This window comes from Paenibacillus sp. E222 (assembly GCF_013401555.1).
Classification (GTDB): Bacteria; Bacillota; Bacilli; order Paenibacillales; family Paenibacillaceae; genus Paenibacillus.
This window is the reverse complement of the sequence record NZ_CP058552.1, coordinates 5,560,328-5,583,097: the sequence shown is the minus strand read 5'-3', so window position 1 is coordinate 5,583,097 and position 22,770 is coordinate 5,560,328. Positions and strand designations below refer to the sequence as shown.

Sequence of the window (22,770 nt, the reverse complement as noted above, 5' to 3'; positions counted from 1 at the left end):
TAAAGTTTTAACCAATCCGCATAATTGTGATCTGGGAATGTTACCGATATGGGCATAACCTGAGCTGGCTTGTATACACTGCAACGTGTATTCGGGCTGGTTCGGGTTTTTTGTATTTAAGTTGAAAGAACGATTTTACATTGGACACTGCGCTGCCAGAACAATCCTCCGATCGCTGTTATCCCCAGATTTCTGGATTCCCTTTTTAAAGGGAAACCCAGGGATAAAGGCGAAGCGTATGCTTCCGAAGCAGCTTTCTTTCAGAACGCTTTTAGCGTTGCTTCTCCAGATTTTATCTGTCCTCTCCGTTTATGAAGTAAATGTGTAGTTCAACTTAAATACTTTGTCTTATTCATGTTTCATGCGATTGGAGCGGATAACAGAATTACATATTTGGAAGGAGAATACGAATGACTAATTTTAAGTTTCCCAAAGACTTTTTGTGGGGTGGAGCCATTGCTGCCAATCAGGCAGAGGGTGCTTATCTGGAAGATGGCAAAGGGCTGAGCATTGTTGACTTGCTGCCGACAGGAGAGAATCGCAGAAGCATCATGAAGGGTAATGTCCCTGCATTAACCCCGCTGGAAACCGAGTTTTATCCTTCGCATGAAGCGATTGATTTCTATCATCGTTATCCCGAAGACATCGCGCTATTTGCGGAGATGGGATTCAAAGCGCTGCGTGTATCGATTGCCTGGGCACGGATTTTCCCCACCGGAGAAGATGCACAGCCGAATGAAGCGGGTTTGCAATTTTATGATCGATTATTCGATGAACTGTTGAAGCATGGCATCGAGCCTGTAGTAACACTTGCTCACTTCGATGTACCGGTTAATCTGATTGAGAAATATGGCAGCTGGAGAAGCCGTGAGCTGGTGACTCTGTTCGAAACCTACGCGAAAACTGTATTCAGCCGTTATAAGGACAAGGTGAAATACTGGATGACGTTCAACGAAATTAACATGCTGCTGCATCTGCCATTCCTTGGTGCGGGTCTGGTCTTCAAGGATGGTGATCATGTCAAAGAGATTCAGTATCAGGCAGCACACCATCAACTGGTGGCAAGTGCACTGGCGGTTAAAGCCTGTCACGAGATCATCCCGGACGCAATGATCGGCTGTATGCTTGCGGCAGGAAGCTTTTATCCTTATACCTGTAATCCGGAAGATGTGTTCCAGGGCATGGAGAAAGACAGGGAGTCTTACTTCTTCATTGATGTTCAGTCGCGTGGAGAGTACCCAGGCTATGCCAAACGTTTCTTCAAGGATCATGGATTGAATATTGCCATGCAGCCAGGTGATGCGGAAATTCTGAAAAACCATACGGTTGATTATATCGGGTTTAGTTATTATTCAAGTCGTACAACCTCCACAGACCCGGAAGTCGTCAAAAACATGACGAGCGGCAATGTATTTGGTTCTGTAGCCAATCCCTATTTGGCCAAATCGGAGTGGGGCTGGACGATTGATCCCAAAGGCTTCCGTATTACAGCCAATCAGCTGCATGACCGGTATCAAAAACCGCTGTTTGTTGTAGAGAATGGATTTGGAGCCAATGACGTGGTTACCCCTGATGGTGAGGTTGATGATGAATACCGGATTGATTATCTGAAACGCCATGTTGTCGAGATGGGTGAAGCTCTGCAGGACGGTGTAGAGATCATCGGTTATACAAGCTGGGGCCCTATCGATATTGTCAGCGCTTCTTCAGGCGAGATGAGAAAACGCTATGGGTACATCTATGTGGACCGTGACAATGAAGGTAAGGGTGATTTGAAGCGGATCAAGAAAAAGAGCTTCCATTGGTACAAAAATGTAATTCAATCCGATGGCAGCAATTTAGAATCGGAATAAGCAGGGGAAGAGGAGGGATATTCTCCATATCATATCGGAAGGACCACGCTTCATGGAACTTCCGATTGTTCCCTCGTTGAAAGCGTTGACATATGTGTCTCTTCGCGCTATACTTGACGCAATTATATCGTTTTGGGATTGTTACTACTTGAAGTAGGCAAAACCTAAGCACCAAAAAAAGCAGACCGACATGTCTTGTTTATTTTGTGATGCTTCAGGTTTTTTTTGTATGCCCAAAAGACGATATATGACTGCCAAGAGAGTGGATCGTGACGGGGGGATTGAAGTGAAAATAGCAAAGGTTATCAACAATAACGTCATTAGCATCTATCAAGCGGATGGAGCAGAGCTTGTAGTGATGGGGCGTGGGATTGCCTTTAAGAAAAAGCCGGGGGATAAAGTAGACGAGACCCGCATCCAGAAAGTATTTGCGCTTAAAAACAAGCAGACATCCGACAATTTCAAAATGCTGCTGCGCGAAGTGCCTATGGAACTGATCGAAATTGTGGAAGAAATTATTACCTACGCCAAAGAAAATCTGGGCCGTAACCTGAATGAAAATATTTACGTTTCCCTAACAGATCATATTAACTTTGCGATTGAACGATATCGTGAAGGAGTAGAAATCAAGAATGCACTGATGTGGGAAATCAAACAGCTGTACAAGGCGGAGTTCGGACTGGGTCTGAAAACGCTGGAGCAGATCAAGTCCAGACTTCATATCGAGCTTCCACCGGATGAAGCTGCGTATATTGCCCTGCACATTGTCAATGCGGAGATGAATGAAGAAGTCATTACAACGATGAACATCACGAAGTTTATTCAGCAGATTATTAATATAGCGAAATATCACTTCAAGATGGAATTCGATGAGGAGTCTCTCAGCTATTTTCGCTTCATTACGCATCTGAAGTTCTTCTCCCAGAGGGTATTAAGCGGCACGCATTATGACAATAATTATGACCACTTTTACGACATGATCAAAGAGAAGCACCCGGAAGCGGCGGCATGTACGGAGAAAATCGAAATGTTCGTCAACAAGGAATACAACCATCAGCTTACCAACGAAGAGAAATTGTATCTGACCGTCCACATTGAACGGGTCGTTAATCGATAACAATTAAAATGTTGACAAATTTGGTTAAATCATAATAATATGAGATTAACAGGAATTGAATACGATTTAACTGGGATTGTTACTGGTTATGCAGGCAAAACCTAAGTCATGAGAAGGCAGGACCCATGTGTCCAAACCTTACTCTAGGCTTAGGTTTTTTGCGTGCAAAAAAATCGGTATGATGCCTGTTTTAGTAAATATGGGGGTGCACATCATGAGTCAGGAAAAACTCGCAAAAGAGATCGTCGAGCTTGTCGGCGGGGAAAAAAATGTGGTATCACTGGTACATTGCGCAACACGTTTGCGGTTTGTATTGAAAGATGACGCCAAGGCAGACAAAGCCAAGCTGGAAAAGACAGAAGGAATCATCGCAGTCAAGGAAAACGGGGGACAGTTTCAGGTGGTCGTTGGCAATAAGGTGCCTGAGGTTTATAACGCCATTGGTCAGATCAGCAACATTTTGGATGACTCTTCCGAAAAGGAAAAGTCCAAGAAGTCCGCAAAAGGCTTAGGCGGCATTATCGATGTGATTTCCAGTATATTCGCACCGCTGCTAGGGGTAATGGCGGGAGCCGGTATATTGAAAGGGCTGCTGCTCATTGCAAGTAATGTCGGCTGGCTGGAAACGACAGAAACCACGTATAAGATCCTATTTGCAGCAGCAGACAGCTTGTTTTATTTCTTACCTTTGCTGTTAGCGGTTACAACCGCTCGCAAATTCCAGGGTAACATGTTTGTGGCGATGACCATTGCTGGCGCATTAATCTATCCTTCCATCGTCACGCTCAAGGCGGAGGGAACGCCAACCGATTTCTTCGGTATCCCTGTGATATTGATGAATTATTCATCTACCGTTATCCCTATTATTCTGGCAGTCATCGTCATGAGCAAATTGGAGAAATTCTTCAATAAGGTTCTTCACGAAAGTGTGAAAAATTTTGTCACTCCATTATTTTTGCTAGTCATTATGGTTCCTCTTACCCTGCTCGTATTTGGTCCATTTGGAGTATATGTAGGTAATGCCATTGCATCAGGACTGGTGGCCGCTTTTGGATTCAGTCCGTTATTGGCAGGAGCCGTTATGGGTGCAAGCTGGCAGCTGCTCGTTATTTTCGGAATTCACTGGGGGCTCATTCCCGTATTTATCAATAACGTTGCTGTATATGGACGTGATGGTGTCAAACCTGCTGCGACGGCTTCCATCTTCGCACAGACTGGTGCTGCATTCGGTGTTATGCTGAAAACCAAAAATAAAAAGCTGAAAACGCTGGCGGGTTCATCTACACTGACAGCCTTGTTCGGGATTACGGAGCCTGCCATCTATGGTGTTACTCTGCCACTCAAACGTCCATTTATCGCAGGAGTGATCGGGGGTGCCGTTGGTGGAGCCATCATTGGTCAAGCAGGTACTCAGGCATTCGCTTCAGGCGCTCCAGGACTGTTGACTTTGCCGATCTTCTATGGACCGGGTGGAGAGGGTTTCCCTGGACTGATTCTTGGGATCTGCGTGTCCTTTGTTGTTTCGGCTGCATTGACGTACATTATGGGATTCAAAGATCCGGTTGAAGAGGAAGAACAAGAAAAAAGCACGGAATCTACCACTCCATCAGTAAGAACAGCGGATTCCGTTGATCAAGAAGTTCTAAACCCGATTGAGGGGACCATTGTTGAACTGACTGAGGTGCCAGATCCGGCATTTTCATCCGGTGCGATGGGCAAAGGCATTGCGATTGAGCCGGCAGTTGGCCGAGTCGTTGCTCCTTTTGACGGTACCATTACCGTGGCTTTCAAAAAGAAACATGCCCTGGCTGTTGTATCAGATACAGGTGCGGAGATTTTGGTCCATGTCGGAGTGGATACCGTTAAGCTCGATGGTCAGCACTTTACATCACATATTCAGGAAGGTGATCGGGTTAAAGCAGGAGATTTGCTGCTGGAATTCGATATCGCTGCAATCAAGGCCGCTGGTTATCATACGGTAACCCCTATCATTGTTACGAATTCTGCGAATTATGAGGAAGTAGTTCCTTTGATTACGGGACAAGTTCGGGTACAAGAGCCGTTACTTACCCTGTATGGTGGAAAAGGACAGGAACAAGAGTAGAAATAACAAAAGCCGTGTCCAACGTGGAACAGAACGTTTTCTGTTTACGTGGACGCGGCTTTGTTCGTAATTTCAGTTCAAGCTTACGCTAACCAATTACGATTAGGATTCAACCTTTACAACCGTTGAGTTCATGTTGCCTGTCAGTCGTTGTGGAGGGAAGACCATGCGTACAGGTGCGATGATGATCGCAGCGAACAAGGCTTTGATCAGATCACCGATGATGTAGGGATAGAACCCTTGTATCATGGCTTCGGGTAACGACATTTTGTAAGCATAGGCCAGCCATGGCACGCCCGAAACATAGATCAACATTGAACCAAATACCTCAAATACAATAAAGGCCAGGAAATAACCAACGAATCCGTTCAGTTTGATTCTGCTGAGTAATAACCCAATGAGCAATGCGGAGAAGGGCCACATCATGACATATCCCCCGGTAGGCCCAAGGAGTACTGCAAGTCCGCCTGCGCCATGCAGAAGCGGGAATCCAATTGCAGTCAGAATGACGACCAGAGCGATACTTAGAAAACCATATAATGGGCCAAGCAGTCCGCCTGCCAGCATAACCGCAAGTGTTTGCAATGTAATCGGCACAGGAGAGAAACCAATGGGAATACTTATGTAACCAAAAAGAACAAGTATGGCTGCCATGAGTGCGCTGAAAACAATACCTCGCAAAGATAATTTCATGTTTGAACATTCCTTTCAATTTTGGTAATCTTATTGTTAACCGATTAAACGTATGTGGTTAACGATTTGGATCGTACCACAAAAGATTCAAAAGGGAAAGGACCAATTTGCGATGCAAGACGTTACACCTTTGATTACACTGGATCAAGTTCGTGTTCATTATGCGTCCGAGTCAGGACGTGTTCGTAAGGCGGTGGATGGAGTTTCGCTGGAATTAGCTCCGGGAGAATGGATAAGTATTGTGGGAGCCAATGGTAGCGGCAAAAGTACGCTGGCTGGACTGCTGATTGGATTCATTCCGCTATCCGGCGGAGAAAGAAAGGCTGCTCCAGAACTGGTTGTTCGTGGAGTCCTCCAGCAGCCTGATGCGCAGGTACTTGGAGATACCATTGAGGAGGAATTTCATTTTGCCTTATCCTCGCTGCTGGAATCTCCTGATGAACAATTACGCCGGAGAGAGCACGCATTACATACGGTAGGACTTAAACATCCGCCAGAGGCGGCAATATCGATGCTGTCGGGAGGGCAGAAGCAGCTGCTGAATATCGCGGTAGCGCTGGCGGCCAAGCCGGATGTACTTATTCTGGATGAACCTACGGCCATGCTTGATCCGGGAGCGAGAGAACGAATGGAAGCGGTAGTTCAAGCCATTGTCCAGCAAGGGACGGCGGTAATCTGGATTACGCATCATTTGGAGGAAGCAACGCTGTGCGATCGAATTATTGCCATGGAAGAGGGACGCTGTGTTTACGATGGAGCGCCTGCGGCTTTCTTTTATGGGAAAGATAAGGAAGAGACAGCGGCTGACGCTGGAAAAGAAGTAAAACAACCCTCTCCCTGCAAACAGCTTGGGCTTGCTCCACCTTTTACAGTGCAGACGGCTCTACTCCTGAAACAGAAAGGTATGCTGCAACATGCAACACCTCTGCGACCAGAGCAGTTGGTTAAGGAGGTAACGCTTTGGCAATCGAATTAGAACATGTAGGTATAGTTTCATCACAACCTGACAAAAGAGCGCTGCTTCAAGATATCACTGTCCGACTGAACCGTGGCGAAATTACTTTATTGTTAGGCTGCACAGGATCAGGCAAAACCACAATGCTGCAAACCATCGCCGGTCTAAAACCGCCAGATACGGGTAGCCTCAAGCTGGACGGACAGCCTTTCTGGCAGAACGGGAAAGTACCACAGTCCATTCTGCTACAAATGGGGTTGGTCTTTCAATTCCCAGAGCAACAGCTGTTCGCCCGAAGCATTGGGCGTGAATTTGCTTATTCCCTGCGTCCATATCGGCTACCGGATGAACAAAAGAAAAAGCAGATTTCCGAGACACTGGAACGTTGGGATTCCCCAGCAGGTCAGGGAGAGGGAGACAGATTCCATTCGGACAGATCCCCCTTTGCACTAAGTGGGGGAGAACGGAGAAGATTAGGGCTTGCCTTGGGAACTGCGACGCAGCCTTCATGGCTATTGCTCGATGAACCCAGCGCCGGATTGGAAGCGCAAAGTGTTGTCATGCTCCTGGATGCATTGGACCAGCATCGAACTGCAGGTGAGGGAGCCATTGTGGCTACACATGACCTGGACACATTTTTGCCGCATGCAGATCGGGTTCTTTTGTTGCAAGAGGGACGTCTGGTTGCTGATCTCACACCACTGGAAATTCATACAAGGCCAGATCTGCTGGAGCTTGCCGGAATTGGTCTGCCACATTCTATGCAACTGGCACAACAATTTGCGGCGGCGGGCATTCATTTTACGTGTACTGCGTTGACTCCGGAGGAAATGGCTGAAGGTATCGTTCAGTCCGTCAATGAGCCTTTAGAGCCGAAGGTTGATGTTATTGGTAATGAGGATCAATTCAGAATAGATGAAGCAAAGCTTGCCTTAACAAGCTCCGATACTTCGGGAGGAAAAGGCACACAGGAGGCCATATACGCCCACGTTGAATCAGGATCAAGCAGAGGATTGTATGGTGCTATGGACCCGCGTCTGAAATGGATTTTATACATTTTACTCGTGACCGCTACGATGCTTCAACACCACTGGTTAGGTCTCTCCCTTACGTTGGTGCCAGTCATCTTGGCGCTCGTTGTGCTGCCACGGCAGGCACTTATGGGATGCTTGAAATTAATGAAACCGCTCGTACTGTTCTTTATCGTATCAACCGCGTTGTCAGGGACGACTCTTTCTACAGAAGGTGGCGGTCTGCATTTCGGATTTTCCCTGATACAGGCGGAGGGGACGTTACTGAATGTATATCGTTTGTTTATCGTCACGTTGGCAAGTCTTTGGTTTTCACTGACTACACCTTATGGTCGCATGGTCGAGGGACTGAATTGGGTGCTTGGTATCGGCAAAAAAATTAAACTGCCCGTGTCGTCGTTTGCACTCGCCGTGTCCTTAATCTTTCGTTTTATCCCGATGATCTGGAGTGAATGGCAGCGATTCTCGCTGATCGTCCGGGCACGCGGCAAAGCTGCATTACGACCGAATACGGTACGTGTGCGTGATCTTGGTCCAATGGTCATTCCCTTGCTCATGGCGCTGTTTCAGCGTGCAGAAGATATGACAATTGCGATGGAAATGCGGAAAGTTAGAGAGAATTCCCTGCTTGGAGCACGTTCCTCCTTATTGGTATGGTCCAAACGAGATACATGGATTTGCATCTTCGGACTTATTGTTTTTGTATTTTATATCTGGATTAGAGATTGAAGAATGGATTTTAGCCATGGTTCATGCATAAATCCTTTCATTTCCGTTCAAAATAAACATGCTTTGATCACCACGAAGCAGATATGGAGGGACGAACGATGAAGGATAAATTTTTGCAAGAAGAAAGGCAAGAATATACCGATGTGTCCACGGTGGAGTCGCAGCGAAATGATATCACACTCGAAGAGTTCCCTGAAGGTCCTTACGGCTCATCTCTAATGTCTGAATCTCTTGGCAAAAGCTCGCCATGGCGAGTGGATCAAAGGACCGCACATCGTTTCGATTATGAAAATCATGAGCTGCACGAAGGGGAAGTTCGGGATTATCCCGGTCAGGACGTTTACGATGAAACGGTTCCCGATAATGTAACCAAGCCTCAATACCCGGAAGAAGAAGAATCGTAAAGACGTATTATATAAAATAGATGATAGCCTTCGGCAGGATTTTCCTGTCCGGGGGCTATTTTTAGTTGTATCGTTGATGAAAACAATTCTCCTCAAATTCCACAATATGGGTTATCATAGGCGTAGCTCATATTAAATTGATAACAATTCATGGCCAAGCGAGGGATATCAGAATGAGAGAGATTAACTATAGCGATTATTTTTGGCAGGATGATAAGGTTCGATTACGTGCTTTGCGTGAGGAAGATTGGGAGGATCATTATTATAACCGGTTTGATTCACCCGCTCGTCGTTTACTGGAATGTGAGGTAGAACTGCCACCTACGAATGCTGAGGCGAAGAAATTTACGGAAGCCTTCTCCGATTTTTCTCTAGACAGGGGACGGATCATGTTCACGATTGAAAATATGGATGGTGAGAATGTCGGGGGCCTGAACCTGAACAGCATCGATGAGCGGAATGGTACCTTTAGCATTGGAATTCAAATTGACAGGGATCATCGCGGAAAAGGATACGGGACGAGAGCCATTCGAATTTTGCTCAAATATGCCTTTTTCGAGCGTAGGCTTAATAAATTCAATGATTCTGTTCTCGAAGGCAATGAACCTTCCGCAGCCATGATGAGAAAGCTTGGATGTGTACAGGAGGGCGTGCGTCGTCAGGTGATTTATACCGATGGAAAATACCAGGATATGATCCTGTTCGGATTAACCAAAGACGAGTTTATTGATAAGGGGGGACTGGCGTGAGCCCTATTTTAAATCAGATCAGTACGGTGTTTATTCCTGTTCGTGATATTGAAAAGGCACGTGAGTGGTATTGCGATATATTAGGATTGCCTGTTGACGGGGAGATTTTATTTGGTCATCTGTACATTATTCCGATGAATGGAACACGTATTGTGCTAGATAGCAAAATTTATTCAGAGGATCATACATTTAAAACCCCGGCATTTCATTTTGATACACTCAACATTGAGGAAGCCTATGCGTTTATGCACTCCAAAAATGTAAATATAAGAACACCAATAGAACATGAACAATGGTTTAATTTTCAAGATCCAGACGGGAATTGGTTGATGGTATGCAAATGTTAGTTAGGATACTGACAATGTGCAAGAGGTGAAATTGTTTTAATAATATCCAAATCTGAGGTGATCGTGTGGATAGAGCAATACCCGATCCAACATGGAAAAGGTTAGGTTTTTCTGAACAGCCTGATGTTCATACTTCAGGTCAGGGAGTAGGGATCGTAATTATTGATTCAATCAAGCCACATCATCTCATAAATCACTTAAATACTCGAATTAAATGTGTTACCGTACATGAAAATCTGACCGTCACCATGAAGGACATTTCAACTAATAACGGGGAGGAAGATCACCTTAAAGGTGAGCATGGTCTTATGAGTGTGCTGGCTTTGGCCCATGAGCCAATCCGATTAGAGGGAATGACACATATCGGAATTGCACCAGCGGCCACATTTATCGTTCTTGATCATGGAGCATTTACAGCAGGAGAAGGAGAACGTCTGAAAAAAGGAATCGACTGGATCCTTGAACATGGAATCGACTGGAATATAAAAATTATTCTAAGCACGGGTTGGCAGGCATTAGATAATGAAGTTCATCTTCAGAATACGAGAGAAAACTCGACAGTAAAAGCACTGGATTCAGCCGTTCAACAGGGGATTCTGGTTATTTGCTCGAATGGAAATACACGTTTAAATAACGTTATGCCGCCAATACAGTATTTAGCGGTTGGTGGCTACGTTGATCGTGGAAAGGCTGATCGTTCATCACATGTTTCTTTCCCGGATGAACCTTATGGCAGAAATGGAGACGGTCACTTCAGACCCGATATTTTGGCACCCAGACTACATCTTACAATTCCTTCTTATAAAATGGAAGAACGTGATCGCAGTGTATCTTATTATGGAGGAACATCTGGAGCTGCTGCGCTTGTCGCTGGTGTTGCCGCCCATTTGTTCTCTCAATTTCCGGAACTAAGTTCCGATATGTTGAGGCGCGCCTTGGTTGAGCATGGTGACACATTTGAGAGTTACGATAACCCTGCTCCGAGAATTAATGTTGCTAATACGATACGTTATCTGAAAACTGCTGATGGGCCAATGTACATACCAAATACTTTACTAATTACAAGTATTGAAAACCCCTTTATGGGTATTCATTCGGTGGATGAGATTGAAAGAGCGCTTGCGTTAACTATGCTAGTTCGGAGTAATGTATTATCACGAGAAGAGTTATGGGATTTCACTGAGGATTCGTCCCCTATTGTTCGTAAAATTGCGGTATCAACCCTCCGTGAACCAATGAACGAACAAGAGCGGCAGTTTTATTGGGAGTGCTTATTGCATGAAAAAGAAGGTGGCGTAAGGGGGTGGTATATGCATGGGTTATTGCAAAATGCTCCAAAGGAGGAAATACATAATTGGATGAACTGGGCGACAGATATCAATTGGTCAGTTCGATGGTGTGTCAGCGAATATATGGCTCAATACCCAGAGTATTTCCCCCAACTTGAAAAAACGCAAGATCCTGACTCCATAACAGCCAACGCATTGCCCTTATGGCAATGGTACACGGCCTTATATTGTAAAGAAAATTAGGTTCTCAATAAACCAATAAAAGCAATGAAAAGAGGCATATATGAAACAAATTATACAAAGTGATGAATTAATCATTGATTGCAAAGATATTTATTTGCGTGAGTATCGACCTGAGGATTTGCAGAAATTGCAGGAAATCACCTGGCAACCGGAGGTTTACGAATTTTTGCCGGGTTGGAATGCGACAGTTGAAGAGAGAGCCCTTTGGCTCACTCAGTACGAAATCCCTGAGAATCAGAATTTTAAACAAGCTGTTTTGGCCGGAGGAGACATCGGAAACCTCTGTTTACGGTTGGCTATTGTGCTCAAAGAAAATGATGAGTTCATCGGATGGTGCTGCTCGGGGATCAAGGATGAACTGCCAGCGCCCAATCGGGAGATTATGTACGGCATTTCGAAACACTTCCGGAACCGTGGTTTTACAACGCAGGCAGTACAAGGAATAACGCAGTATTTATTTGAAAATACAAACGTTGAAGTATTGAATGCCATCGCTTTATTAACGAATCAGGCATCCAGCAAGGTAATACAGAAATGCAAGTTTGAATATCTGAATAGGATTGAAATCGAGAATGAACCGTACAACCATTACCAACTGTTGAAGCACCCACGATAACCCTACAGTAATGAATCAAGATGACTGCACAGGAGTGATCCCATGGATTCCAAACCCCAACTTGTTTTAGATCTGGCCGGTGTTCTGATCACCAATCTTTCCTCTTCATTCTGGCAGGAGCTTGCTAGGTATGCAGGTACGCCTTTTCCTGTTTTAATCGAGCAATTGAGTGCTATACGTAAGGATTTGTGGACAGGAAGGTTGACGGAGGAGCAGTTCTGGATCTGGATGCAAACCCAATATCCCAAGATGGATAAGATGTATGCCTATGAATTGCTTGATCAAACAACAGAGTTGCTACCTGCCATGCATTGTCTTGAACGATGGAGCGAGCTGGCAGAACTTCATCTCTTGAGCAATCATTGTCATGAATGGATTCAAGCTATTTTGCCGTTGATCCAGCCGTATTGCAAGAGCATAACCATTTCCAATCAGGTCGGATATTGCAAGCCCAATATAGAGATATATGAACTTGTACAATCTCATCTAGACAGGGATGTACGTATTATATACGTGGATGATCAGGCTAAAAATTTGAAGCCTGCTGCTGAGCTGGGATGGGAAACATTACTTGCTGATGAACAGCATCAATGGATTGCTGAAATTGACGAATGGCTCGCATACCCACGATAACCCTTGATACAAAGGCACTGTTCACCATTCCACCAATCCAATAACAAACAAATAACCTTTTCATTTCTCCGCAGAAATGAAAAGGTTATTTAGCATGCGATAAGTGCCGCAATAAAACCGAAAGCGTCGTCTTACAAGCCTCGTTTAGCTAGGCTTCGATCTTGACCAAAGGCAGCAAAATCGTAAATTCCGTTCCTGCTCCTAATTGGCTGCGCACTGTTATTTTCCCGCCATACGATTCCACAATCGAACGGGTAATGGCAAGCCCTAGACCCGCGCCTCCTTGTTTTCTGGAACGGGAAGAGCTTGTGCGATAGAAGCGTTCAAAGATATGAGGGAGATGTTCCGGTTCAATCCCAGAGCCGTTATCTTTGACGGTTAACTCGGCTTTATGCTGAGCGGCATACAACGAAATACTGATGGTTCCCCGATCTGAATCGGTGTGCTGCACTGCATTGTGGAACAGATTGAGTACAACCTGTTTTAATTTGTGAGCATCGGCCATTACATGAACTTCAGCGGTCAGGTCGAGATGAACCTGTCTTTCCTGAGCCATCATGATCAACTGTGGCTGCATTTCGAGCAGCAGACTGTCAAGTTGGATGACTTCCTGCTCCTGGTGAGGCGCCTGATCCAGCTTGGTCAGCATCAGCAGATCTTCTACAAGTTTGTTAATCCGCACCGATTCACCATACATGCTGTTCAGTGCGCTATATAATTGCTCGCTGTTGGAGGCTGCGCCACGCTGGAGCACCTCAATAAATCCGTGAATGGAGGTAAGAGGGGTACGTAGTTCATGGGAAGCATCGGACAGAAAACGCTGCATCTGTTCTTTTGACTCCCGTTCTGCTTCAAACGAGTCTTCCAGCCTCTCAAGCATGCCGTTAAATGAAAGCGCCAGCTGATCCACTTCCTGTTGTCCCTGGACAGAAGGAAGACGTTCAGCCAGGCTGCCTGCATCGATTCGTTGCACCGTATCTACCATACTGGACAATGGAATTAACGTCCGGCGAAGTGCTTTGGCGTATAGAACGAGTCCGGCCATCATAGCCAGCAGGGATAACATCAAGAAGATCAGAAGCTGTTTCACAATCAGATCTTTTAGCGGTTTCGTAGCCGTGCCCATCTGCACCATGGGTAAGCCGCGATTACGCGGTCCAGGCGAAGAGAAGACGATTAGCTGCTCATTGCCTTGATTATCCGTTACAATCCGGTACGGAACATGCTGTTTATCGTTGATCCGATCTGTAATGTTCTGATATTCAACTGACGTCAAGCGAGGAGCTGTCAGACCGTCTTCACCAAAAATATCCTCGAAGCCACTTTGATTATCAAATAAAGCCAGTGAACGATCAGGAATGTATAAGAAACGATTGCCTGATCCTCTTGGATCTGATCCGGATTGCCCGCCAAAAGGATTGTTTGTCGCACCACTTCGTGAAGACGATCCGAGCCACACAGGAGGCATGGACATGAGCTGCTCTTCCATGGTTTTCGCCTGGTTGCGATACAGAAAGCTTTCCATAATCCAGAATTGAAGAATGCCAATTAACAATAGCAGAGCAGCCAGAATGAACAGGGAGCGTGCAAGTAATTGAGAGCGGAGCGAACGTGGCGATATCCATTGATGCAGCCATGTCCAAAGATGTTTATCTTTCTTTAATAGAGAGACCATCAGAGATCCACCCTGTATCCGACACCTCGAAGTGTACGAATGAGCTTATGTTCTTTATCCCCCAGTTTGTCACGCAAGGAGCGGACGTACACCTCCACAATATTCTCTTCTCCACCAAAATCATATCCCCACACGCGGTTCAGAATGGTCGCTTTACTCAGGACAATACCATGATTGAGCACGATGAATTTTAATAGTTCATATTCGGTTGGAGATAACTCCAGAATCTGATCGTGATAGGTAATCTCTTTGCGTTGATCATCAATTCGGAATGGGCCATGAGTCACAGCCCCTATTAATAAAGGAAACTGATTACGCAGCCTTGCCTGAATCCGTGCAAGCAGTTCATCGAACGCAAAAGGCTTAATCATATAATCGTCAGCACCAAGCCATAGGCCTTTTACCCGATTTTCGACTTCATCTTTGGCTGTCAGCATGATCACCCCGACGTGAGCCCCGCTCTTGCGCAGACGCTCAACAACCTCAAACCCATCCATCTCGGGCATCATGACATCCAGAATGGCCATATGTGGACGAAAGTCGAGTGCCAATTCAAGCGCAGCGGCTCCATCCGGGGCCGTACGTACGTCAAATCCTTCGTTGCTTAGTCCTAGCTCCAGAAATTGCAAAATATGTGGTTCATCATCGGCCAATAGTATTTTAATGCCAGTACTTAGCTTCATAAGCAGGCGTTCCCTCCCGTTAAATCCATCAATTACATACCCTCAATTCTAGAGGTCTATATGCTGTATTATCGCTCGCCAAACTGAAAATTAGCTGAAAAGTTTGCAAGTTATCCTCAGGCAACATTCAGCGGGCACTCATCCCAGTTTTATTTTGGCCTGTCACAATAGTAGACATGAAGAATTTGAAGGAGTGATTGAGATTGAATAACGCCAAACGAAGGATTGACCTTGTCCTTCTGCCGATTGTTTTACTGGCGGCATTTCTGAACGGGTATGGCATCTGGAACGACCAATATGCCAATTCCTATTATACGACCGCCGTCGGGAGCATGCTGAGGAATTTCCATAACTTTTTCTATGCATCGCTTGACTCGGCTGGTTCGGTAACCGTAGACAAACCACCGGTTGTCTTCTGGATTCAAACCGCTTTTGCTTACGTTTTTGGATTGCATGGATGGAGTGTTATTTTACCGCAAGCGTTAGCGGGGATCGGTTCGGTGCTGCTGATATATTTCATGGTCAAGCCTACATTTGGTCTTGCCGCAGCGCGAATCTCGGCACTTGCAATGGCGACTGTTCCTGTTGTGGCAGCAGTCAGCCGCACCAACAATATTGACAGCATGCTGGTATTCACATTGCTGCTGGGTTCATGGTTTTTGTTCAAGGGAAGCAAACAAGGCAGTACGTGGCGTATCCTGGTTGCCTTTGCACTTATTGGGCTTGCATTTAATATGAAAATGCTGCAAGCCTATATGATTCTTCCGGCTTTCTACTTGTTCTATCTGCTTGCATTCAATGCAAAGTGGAGAAGAAAAATCATTCTGCTGATCGGAAGTACGGCGGTGCTGGCAGTCGTTTCCTTATCCTGGGCAGTCACCGTGGATTCAATACCTACAGATGAACGGCCTTATATCGGCAGCAGTGAAACCAATTCAGTGCTGGAGTTGGCTTTTGGATATAACGGCTTATCCCGTCTCACAGGGCAACAGAACAGATCAGCGAATGCTGGCATGCCAAACGCCTCCGATGAAGGCAAGGCCCGTGGCAACGCAGCTTCCCAGACCTCAGCATCTGATCATTCGGCCAGCGGCTCGGCTCCAACAGGCAATGCACCGGGAAATGGTGAAATGGGTGGCATGAATGGAATGACTTTCCCGGGTGGTCAGATGCCTAACGGTGGCGAGATGCCTAATGGAAGAAATTTCGGTGGTGGTAATGGCGGCGGTGGTGGCATGGGCGGCATGTTTGGCACCGGGGAGAAAGGTCCTTTGCGGTTATTCCAGACCGAACTGTCCGGTCAGGCCAGTTGGCTTTTGCCGATGGTATTGCTTGGCTGCATCGCCATATTTGCAGGGTTAAAACGGAGAAATATAACCGAGAAGCATAAGGAAGCTTTGTTCTGGCTGGCCTGGCTGCTTCCGGTAGCTGCTTTCTTCAGTGTGGCTGGTTTCTTCCATCAATATTATCTGATTATGCTCGCCCCTCCAGTAGCGGCATTAACCGGAGCAGGATTTGCAGCCATGTGGACGGCGTACCGTGAACGCCATGGCTGGCAAGCCTGGCTGCTTCCGATATCCGTACTGCTTACGACCATCTTCGGCTGGTATATCATGCAGGTGTATAACGAAACTATCGGGGCAGCTTGGTCTATAGCTGAATTAATTGCAGGCATTCTGATTACGGTTATCCTGATTGTGATGCTTAATCGTTCACATCCATGGAAACAGGGTTTGATTATCGCAGGCTTCATGGTCATGCTGATCGGTCCGACCTATTGGGCCTTTACCCCTATCACGTATGGAGGCAACAGCATGATTCCGGCGGCTGGACCGACAGGTTCCAATGGGATGTTCGGCGGAATGGGCATGGCGATGGGAGATAGACAAGGTGATCGCAATGGTGGCGGTATGGGTATGGCTCAGCCGAATACATCAAATGACACCAACACCGATCAGGCTTTTCCATCGTCCGATGAAGCTGACCCGAACAATGCGGGCATGGGAACACCTCCGAATTCAGGCGGAAACATGAATGGCGGAGGAGGCTTGCCGACGACAGGTGGTCGAGGTGGAGCGGGAAACCGCAACGAAGAAGTGGACATCACAACACTGAATTATCTGAGAGAGCATAACACAGGTGAAACCTATCTCTTTGCAACAACGGACTATAACCAGGCAGCCCCATATATCATCGATGAGAATGAAGCAGTCATTACGCTTGGCGGATTCTCCGGCTCAGATCCGGTGTATACCCCGGAAAAACTGGAACAACTCGTGAAGAGTGGACAGGTGAAATACTTCATGGTAGGTGGCATGGGCGGCCGAGGTGGCAGTTCGGATATCGGTGACTGGATCAAGGAGCATGGTACCGAAATTCCAACGTCAGAGTGGAAGACAGGTACGGATAGCGGTTCGGGTTCCGGTTTCGGTTTCGGTGGTCAAACCACTTTATATGAAGTGAAATTATAAGCGTGATCAAATGGTACAAGGGAGGGAACGAACATGGCTCAAAAGTGCCGTTATAGCATTATCATTCCAATGTATAACGAAGAAGCGGTGATTGAGGAAACCTATCGTCGTTTGAAAAAAGTCATGGGCAGCACGGGAGAGAGCTACGAGCTTCTCTTTGTCAACGACGGCAGCGTGGACCAAAGTGCACAGATGATCCGTGACTACGCCCGTTGGGACGAGAGTGTGAAGCTGATTGATTTTGCACGCAACTTCGGTCACCAGATCGCAATTACGGCAGGGATGGATTATGCAGCAGGCGATGCAGTCGTCATTATTGATGCGGATCTTCAGGACCCTCCCGAGCTGATATTGGACATGATCGCCATGTGGAAAGAGGGCTATGAGGTTGTCTATGCCCGTCGGACCAGACGAAGCGGGGAGACCCGCTTCAAGAAATGGTCGGCAAGCCTTTTCTATCGTGTACTGCGTGCGTCGACGGATACGGATATTCCAGTGGACACGGGGGATTTCCGTTTGATTGATCGCAAGGTATGTGATGAGATGAAACGTCTTCCTGAAAAAAATCGATTTGTCCGCGGTCTGGTCAGTTGGGTGGGATTCCGTCAGACGGCCATTGAGTATGAACGGGATGAACGCTTGGCAGGGGAGACCAAATACCCGCTAAAACGCATGCTGAAGCTGAGTCTGGACGGCATCACCTCATTCTCACACAAACCGCTCAAGCTTGCAGGTTACGTGGGAGCTGTTTTATCCATCGGAGGCTTCATCTATATGCTAAGTGTCATCGCTTCAGCGATATTTACCGATTCAACGATCAAAGGATGGCCTTCAATGGTCAGCATCATGCTGATTTTTAACGGCTTCACATTGGTCATGCTGGGCATTCTTGGCGAGTATGTTGGCCGAATCTATGATGAAACGAAGGCGCGTCCGCTCTATATCATAAGAGATGTGTATCAGGTGGAAAGTCAGTCGAGTCAGTCACGGTTAACGGGCAGAGTTGCTCATCATGACTAATCGGTTGGTCACTATATTTAAGTTCGGAATTGTGGGTGTCCTGAATACGGCAGTGGATGCGATGGTATTCACGCTGCTCGCTGCCGCAGGCGCACATGCTCTAATTGCCCAGGTGATCTCGTATAGCTGTGGGGTCGTGAACAGTTACTGGTGGAACGGCAGATGGACCTTTCAGAATGCGGGAAGACAGGGCAAAAAAAACGAAATCATACGTTTTGTAATTACCAATCTAGTTGTTCTGGCGTTATCCTCTCTGATTCTGTACATCTGCAATAGCACATTAGGTTGGAGCGTTGTCATGAGTAAAATACTGGCGACTCTCTCGGGCATGGTTATAAACTATATCGCCAGTCGGTATTGGGTGTTCCGGGCTGAGCCTGTTCAAGGATCTGACCCTTCATCTGATGCTAATGAAAGGAGTATTTCATAATATGAGAATTAAAAAAGCAGTCATTCCGGCAGCGGGGCTTGGCACCCGATTCTTGCCTGCAACCAAGGCACAACCCAAAGAAATGCTGCCGATAGTGGACAAACCGGCCATCCAATACATTGTGGAAGAAGCGGTACAATCGGGCATTGAAAATATTATCATCGTAACCGGACGCAATAAAAAATCAATCGAAGATCATTTTGACAAATCGGTTGAATTGGAGCATTCCCTGTACGCCAAAGGCAAGCAAGCGCTATTGGAAGAAGTGCAAGCGATCAGCGAAATGGCGAGTATTCATTTTATCCGTCAAAAAGAGCCGCTTGGATTAGGCCATGCGATTGGATGTGCTCGTCAGTTTGTGGGAGATGATCCATTTGCCGTACTGCTTGGTGATGATATTATGGTGTCAGATCCACCGGCGCTCGCACAGATGATTCATTTATATGAAAAGACAGGCAGCCAGATTGTTGGCGTGCGGCAGGTGCAACCTGCTGACGTGAGTAAATACGGGATTATCGATTCACAAGGGGCAGAGGAACGGGTTCACCGGATCACCAATCTGGTAGAGAAACCTTCCATTGCAGAAGCGCCCTCCCGAACAGCTGTGATGGGACGTTACATTCTGAAACCTTCCATCTTTCCTATTCTCGATCGAATTGAGAGAGGTGCTGGAGGGGAATATCAGCTAACGGATGCGTTGAAAGAAGTAAGCCAGGTGGAGGAATTACTGGCCCTTGAGCTGGAAGGACGCCGCTACGATATTGGTGATCAGTTCGGATATATTCAGGCCATCCTGGAGATTGGACTGATGCGTAAGGAACTACAGCCCATGCTGACACCATATCTTCAGAAGCTTACTACCCAATGGGCATAGGGATTGATATGTAGCAGAGGTTTAGATCTGCTGTAGGTGGGGCTCCTCCGTGCTATGGTCCTGTCATAGACTCCAGCCTTGTACAATGATGCCTGTCACGCTACAATGGCAGGAAGTTCAAGTTGCTCTTTGAGGAGTGAGGAATCATGAGTGAGACTATCATCAGGGATCTTATTCACTATATGGACGTGGAGGATAACGCCGCCATTCAATACATTCAGACCGAGCATCGGTTGAAACTGGGACTCTTTTGGGGAATCAAGGAAGGCAGCCGCGTTCTGGAAATCGGTTGTGGTCAGGGAGATACAACGGCCGTGCTTGCACATCTGGTGGGGGAGCATGGGTACGTTCATGGTGTAGATATTGCACCAGAGGATTATGGTGCACCACTGACCGTAGGGGAAGCAGCAGCCAAGCTGCTGAAATCTCCGCTGGGTGACCGAATTCGAATGGATTATGAGTTTGACATCCTAAGTGATCAGGCTCAATTTGCCGAGAATGAGTTTGATGTGATCGTACTTTCCCATTGTTCATGGTATTTGAAATCATTTGATGAACTCGCGCAGATTCTTAGCAAGGTTAGGACGTGGGGACATCAGTTATGCTTCGCTGAATGGGATGCACGAGTTACAGATGTGAGCCAGCTCTCGCATTGGTTATCCGTTCTGATTCAGTCCCAGGTCGAGTGTTACAAGGAGAACAGCTTCTCCAATGTGCGTACGCTTTTTACACCGGAGGATATCCAAGAGCTTGTCTCTGCGGCGGGCTGGACAATTAAGGAAGAGATTTCGATCCATTCTTCCGAGCTGCAGGACGGTCGTTGGGAAACCGAAATGACACTGGCAGAAGCGCCTGTGGAACTGCAAATGCTTCCGATCCCGGACAAGGTAAAAACACTCCTTCTTTCTGAACTTAAATTACTTAGGACACATCATGCGACGGGGCCTGGGAGTCCACTGGGAACGTATGCGATGGTTGCCAAAAAGCAGTAAAGAAATAGCCATTTGCAGCAATTTATAAGAAAAACGTCTATCGACGTACTTACACAGAAGACAGACCGCGTTTAGCTGCAATTTTTGTTGCGATAATTGAATTGTTCAGTTCCGCTGAAAACGCATAAATTCCATGATCTAAAAAAATGTGTTTACTTCACGATGGTAATTTTGATATTATAATCGCAATATCAAATGCGATGAAGAGATGAGTAGATAAAAGGTTTCTTTCACAGAGAGCTCCGGCAGCTGAAAAGGGGTAAAGAATTTTTTGTTGAATAAAGACTCAGAGCAGCACATCGGAACTTTCATGATCGAGGGATGGTGTGACAGGAGCTCCTGTTACAGAGCGAGAGTATATGCGGATGCGGCATGATGGAGTGCGTGCGGTTATCCTTAACTCGAAGAGGCTGGTATGGCGACATATTGGCGAATCTGGGTGGTACCACGAGTGTAACAATCTCGTCCCTGAGACTTTTGTCTTGGGGATGGGATTTTTTGGTTTTTCCGGGATGTTGGCTACACGCTTTGGAAATGCCTGAATAGTGTTTAATTAGAGGAAACTCACACCGAAAGGAAATGATGATTTTATGTCAGCAAAATTGAAAGTCGGTATCGTCGGAGGAACGGGGATGGTAGGTCAGCGTTTTGTGGATCTGCTCAATGAACACCCATGGTTTGAAGTAACGGCTATTTCAGCAAGTGCCAACTCGGCAGGCAAAACATACGAAGAATCCGTACAAGGCAGATGGAAGCTCGCTGCTGCGATTCCGGAAGCCGTGAAAAACATCGTTGTGCAGGATGCTTCCCAAGTGGAAGCTTTTGCGAGCCAGGTTGATTTTATATTCTGTGCTGTAGATATGAAAAAGAATGAAATTCAAGCGCTCGAAGAGGCTTATGCCAAAACGGGAACTCCGGTTGTTTCCAACAACTCGGCTCATCGCTGGACAGCGGATGTACCCATGGTCATTCCAGAAATTAACCCGGGACATCTGGACGTGATTGAAGCTCAACGCAAACGTCTCGGAACCAAAACCGGATTCATCGCAGTTAAACCAAACTGCTCGATTCAGAGCTATGTGCCTGCACTCCACGCGTTGCGCGAGTTCAATCCAACTCAAGTGGTGGCTTCCACATACCAAGCGATCTCTGGCGCAGGTAAAAACTTTACCGACTGGCCGGAAATGCTGGATAACGTGATTCCATACATCGGTGGCGAGGAAGAGAAAAGTGAACAGGAGCCGCTTCGCATCTGGGGAAGCATTCAAAATAATGAGATTGTAAAAGCGTCGTCCCCATTAATTACAACACAATGTATTCGTGTTCCGGTAACAGATGGTCACCTGGCGACAGTTTTTGTATCCTTTGAGAAAAAACCATCCAAAGAAGAAATTCTGGACCGTTGGCTGCAATTCAAAGGTCGTCCGCAAGAACTGGGTCTGCCAAGCGCACCGAAACAGTTCATTACGTATTTCGAAGAAGAGAACAGACCCCAAACGAAGCTGGATCGTGACATCGAGCGCGGTATGGGTGTTTCTACGGGCAGACTGCGCGAAGACTCCCTGTATGATTACAAGTTTGTAGGACTGTCTCACAACACGCTGCGCGGAGCAGCAGGCGGTGCTGTACTGATCGCTGAATTGCTCAAAGCTGAAGGATATATTCAGCCGAAATAAACAGGATTGTGGAAATAGGAATAGAAGTAATAGAATATGACTGACAGGCTACCCCTTTTAGTAGACAAGAGTATGAGCATCTGGAAAGATGAATTTATTTTTGTTGAACAGAGGGGTATTCTCATATCAATACATATGAAGCAGGAACAGGTGAATCCAATATTCCAGAACAGGAAGGGGATTGTG

The 22,770-nt window shown here is 46.4% G+C and carries 20 protein-coding genes and 1 other annotated feature; of the genes, 17 read left to right on the top strand and 3 right to left on the bottom strand.

The features are described 5' to 3' along the window. The first annotated feature begins 410 nt into the window (after positions 1–410). The 3 genes from HW560_RS24710 to HW560_RS24700 all read left to right on the top strand — a co-directional run bounded on the left by HW560_RS24710 (position 411) and on the right by HW560_RS24700 (position 5,074). Positions 411–1,853 carry a 6-phospho-beta-glucosidase gene (locus HW560_RS24710; RefSeq protein ID WP_179265010.1) on the top strand — a complete coding sequence of 481 codons (1,443 nt, stop codon included), beginning with the start codon at positions 411–413 and terminating at the stop codon, positions 1,851–1,853. Between the two features lie 286 nt (positions 1,854–2,139). Then, entirely contained in the window at positions 2,140–2,970 is an 831-nt protein-coding gene (gene licT / locus HW560_RS24705) for a BglG family transcription antiterminator LicT (RefSeq protein ID WP_090902232.1), read from the top strand. Between the two features lie 214 nt (positions 2,971–3,184). After that, a complete protein-coding gene (locus HW560_RS24700; RefSeq protein WP_090897128.1) occupies positions 3,185–5,074 on the top strand; it encodes a beta-glucoside-specific PTS transporter subunit IIABC in 1,890 nt (629 codons plus the stop codon). A 102-nt stretch (positions 5,075–5,176) separates the two neighbouring features. Here HW560_RS24700 and HW560_RS24695 read toward each other — a convergent pair whose 3' ends face one another. Next, entirely contained in the window at positions 5,177–5,767 is a 591-nt protein-coding gene (locus tag HW560_RS24695; protein WP_090897131.1) for a biotin transporter BioY, read from the bottom strand. 112 nt (positions 5,768–5,879) lie between these two features. Here HW560_RS24695 and HW560_RS24690 point away from each other — a divergent pair, with 112 nt between their 5' ends. The 8 genes from HW560_RS24690 to HW560_RS24655 all read left to right on the top strand — a co-directional run bounded on the left by HW560_RS24690 (position 5,880) and on the right by HW560_RS24655 (position 12,763). Continuing rightward, entirely contained in the window at positions 5,880–6,743 is an 864-nt protein-coding gene (locus HW560_RS24690) for an energy-coupling factor ABC transporter ATP-binding protein (RefSeq protein WP_179265009.1), read from the top strand. Further along, complete coding sequence (locus tag HW560_RS24685; protein ID WP_179265008.1) at positions 6,728–8,482, top strand: ATP-binding cassette domain-containing protein; 1,755 nt, start codon at positions 6,728–6,730, stop codon at positions 8,480–8,482. Before HW560_RS24690 ends, HW560_RS24685 begins: the two co-directional genes overlap by 16 nt. Positions 8,483–8,580: 98 nt before the next feature. Next, a complete protein-coding gene (locus tag HW560_RS24680) occupies positions 8,581–8,886 on the top strand; it encodes a hypothetical protein (RefSeq protein ID WP_064638752.1) in 306 nt (101 codons plus the stop codon). Positions 8,887–9,059: 173 nt separating this feature from the next. Continuing rightward, a complete protein-coding gene (locus HW560_RS24675; protein ID WP_090897140.1) occupies positions 9,060–9,635 on the top strand; it encodes a GNAT family N-acetyltransferase in 576 nt (191 codons plus the stop codon). Further along, on the top strand, positions 9,632–9,982 hold the full coding sequence (locus tag HW560_RS24670; protein ID WP_090897142.1) for a VOC family protein: 351 nt from the start codon (positions 9,632–9,634) through the stop codon (positions 9,980–9,982). The genes HW560_RS24675 and HW560_RS24670 overlap by 4 nt, the downstream gene beginning before the upstream one ends. Before the next feature lie 65 nt (positions 9,983–10,047). After that, positions 10,048–11,514, top strand: a complete 1,467-nt coding sequence (locus tag HW560_RS24665) for a S8 family serine peptidase (protein ID WP_179265007.1) — start codon at positions 10,048–10,050, stop codon at positions 11,512–11,514. Positions 11,515–11,554: 40 nt separating this feature from the next. Continuing rightward, entirely contained in the window at positions 11,555–12,130 is a 576-nt protein-coding gene (locus HW560_RS24660) for a GNAT family N-acetyltransferase (protein ID WP_179265006.1), read from the top strand. Between the two features lie 42 nt (positions 12,131–12,172). After that, the gene (locus HW560_RS24655) at positions 12,173–12,763 is read left to right on the top strand and encodes an HAD family hydrolase (protein WP_111618948.1); all 591 of its coding nucleotides are present in this window, start codon (positions 12,173–12,175) and stop codon (positions 12,761–12,763) included. A gap of 148 nt (positions 12,764–12,911) precedes the next feature. Here HW560_RS24655 and HW560_RS24650 read toward each other — a convergent pair whose 3' ends face one another. Continuing rightward, positions 12,912–14,438 carry a sensor histidine kinase gene (locus tag HW560_RS24650; protein WP_179265005.1) on the bottom strand — a complete coding sequence of 509 codons (1,527 nt, stop codon included), beginning with the start codon at positions 14,436–14,438 and terminating at the stop codon, positions 12,912–12,914. Further along, on the bottom strand, positions 14,438–15,121 hold the full coding sequence (locus HW560_RS24645) for a response regulator transcription factor (RefSeq protein ID WP_090897159.1): 684 nt from the start codon (positions 15,119–15,121) through the stop codon (positions 14,438–14,440). The genes HW560_RS24650 and HW560_RS24645 overlap by 1 nt, the downstream gene beginning before the upstream one ends. 203 nt (positions 15,122–15,324) lie before the next feature. Here HW560_RS24645 and HW560_RS24640 point away from each other — a divergent pair, with 203 nt between their 5' ends. The 6 genes from HW560_RS24640 to asd all read left to right on the top strand — a co-directional run bounded on the left by HW560_RS24640 (position 15,325) and on the right by asd (position 22,584). Next, complete coding sequence (locus tag HW560_RS24640; protein ID WP_179265004.1) at positions 15,325–17,592, top strand: glycosyltransferase family 39 protein; 2,268 nt, start codon at positions 15,325–15,327, stop codon at positions 17,590–17,592. A 33-nt stretch (positions 17,593–17,625) separates the two neighbouring features. Beyond that, positions 17,626–18,612: a glycosyltransferase family 2 protein gene (locus tag HW560_RS24635; protein WP_179265003.1), complete on the top strand. Its 987-nt coding sequence runs from the start codon at positions 17,626–17,628 to the stop codon at positions 18,610–18,612. Then, entirely contained in the window at positions 18,605–19,042 is a 438-nt protein-coding gene (locus HW560_RS24630; RefSeq protein WP_090897167.1) for a GtrA family protein, read from the top strand. The genes HW560_RS24635 and HW560_RS24630 overlap by 8 nt, the downstream gene beginning before the upstream one ends. 1 nt (position 19,043) lies before the next feature. Beyond that, positions 19,044–19,916, top strand: coding sequence for a UTP--glucose-1-phosphate uridylyltransferase GalU (gene galU / locus HW560_RS24625; protein WP_179265002.1), 873 nt, complete (start codon positions 19,044–19,046; stop codon positions 19,914–19,916). 146 nt (positions 19,917–20,062) lie between these two features. After that, positions 20,063–20,908 (top strand): class I SAM-dependent methyltransferase, encoded by an 846-nt coding sequence (locus HW560_RS24620; RefSeq protein ID WP_179265001.1) that lies wholly within the window; start codon positions 20,063–20,065, stop codon positions 20,906–20,908. A 191-nt stretch (positions 20,909–21,099) separates the two neighbouring features. Continuing rightward, positions 21,100–21,381: a binding site (T-box leader), on the top strand. A gap of 117 nt (positions 21,382–21,498) precedes the next feature. Then, on the top strand, positions 21,499–22,584 hold the full coding sequence (gene asd, locus HW560_RS24615; RefSeq protein ID WP_063563527.1) for an aspartate-semialdehyde dehydrogenase: 1,086 nt from the start codon (positions 21,499–21,501) through the stop codon (positions 22,582–22,584). Positions 22,585–22,770 lie beyond the last annotated feature (186 nt).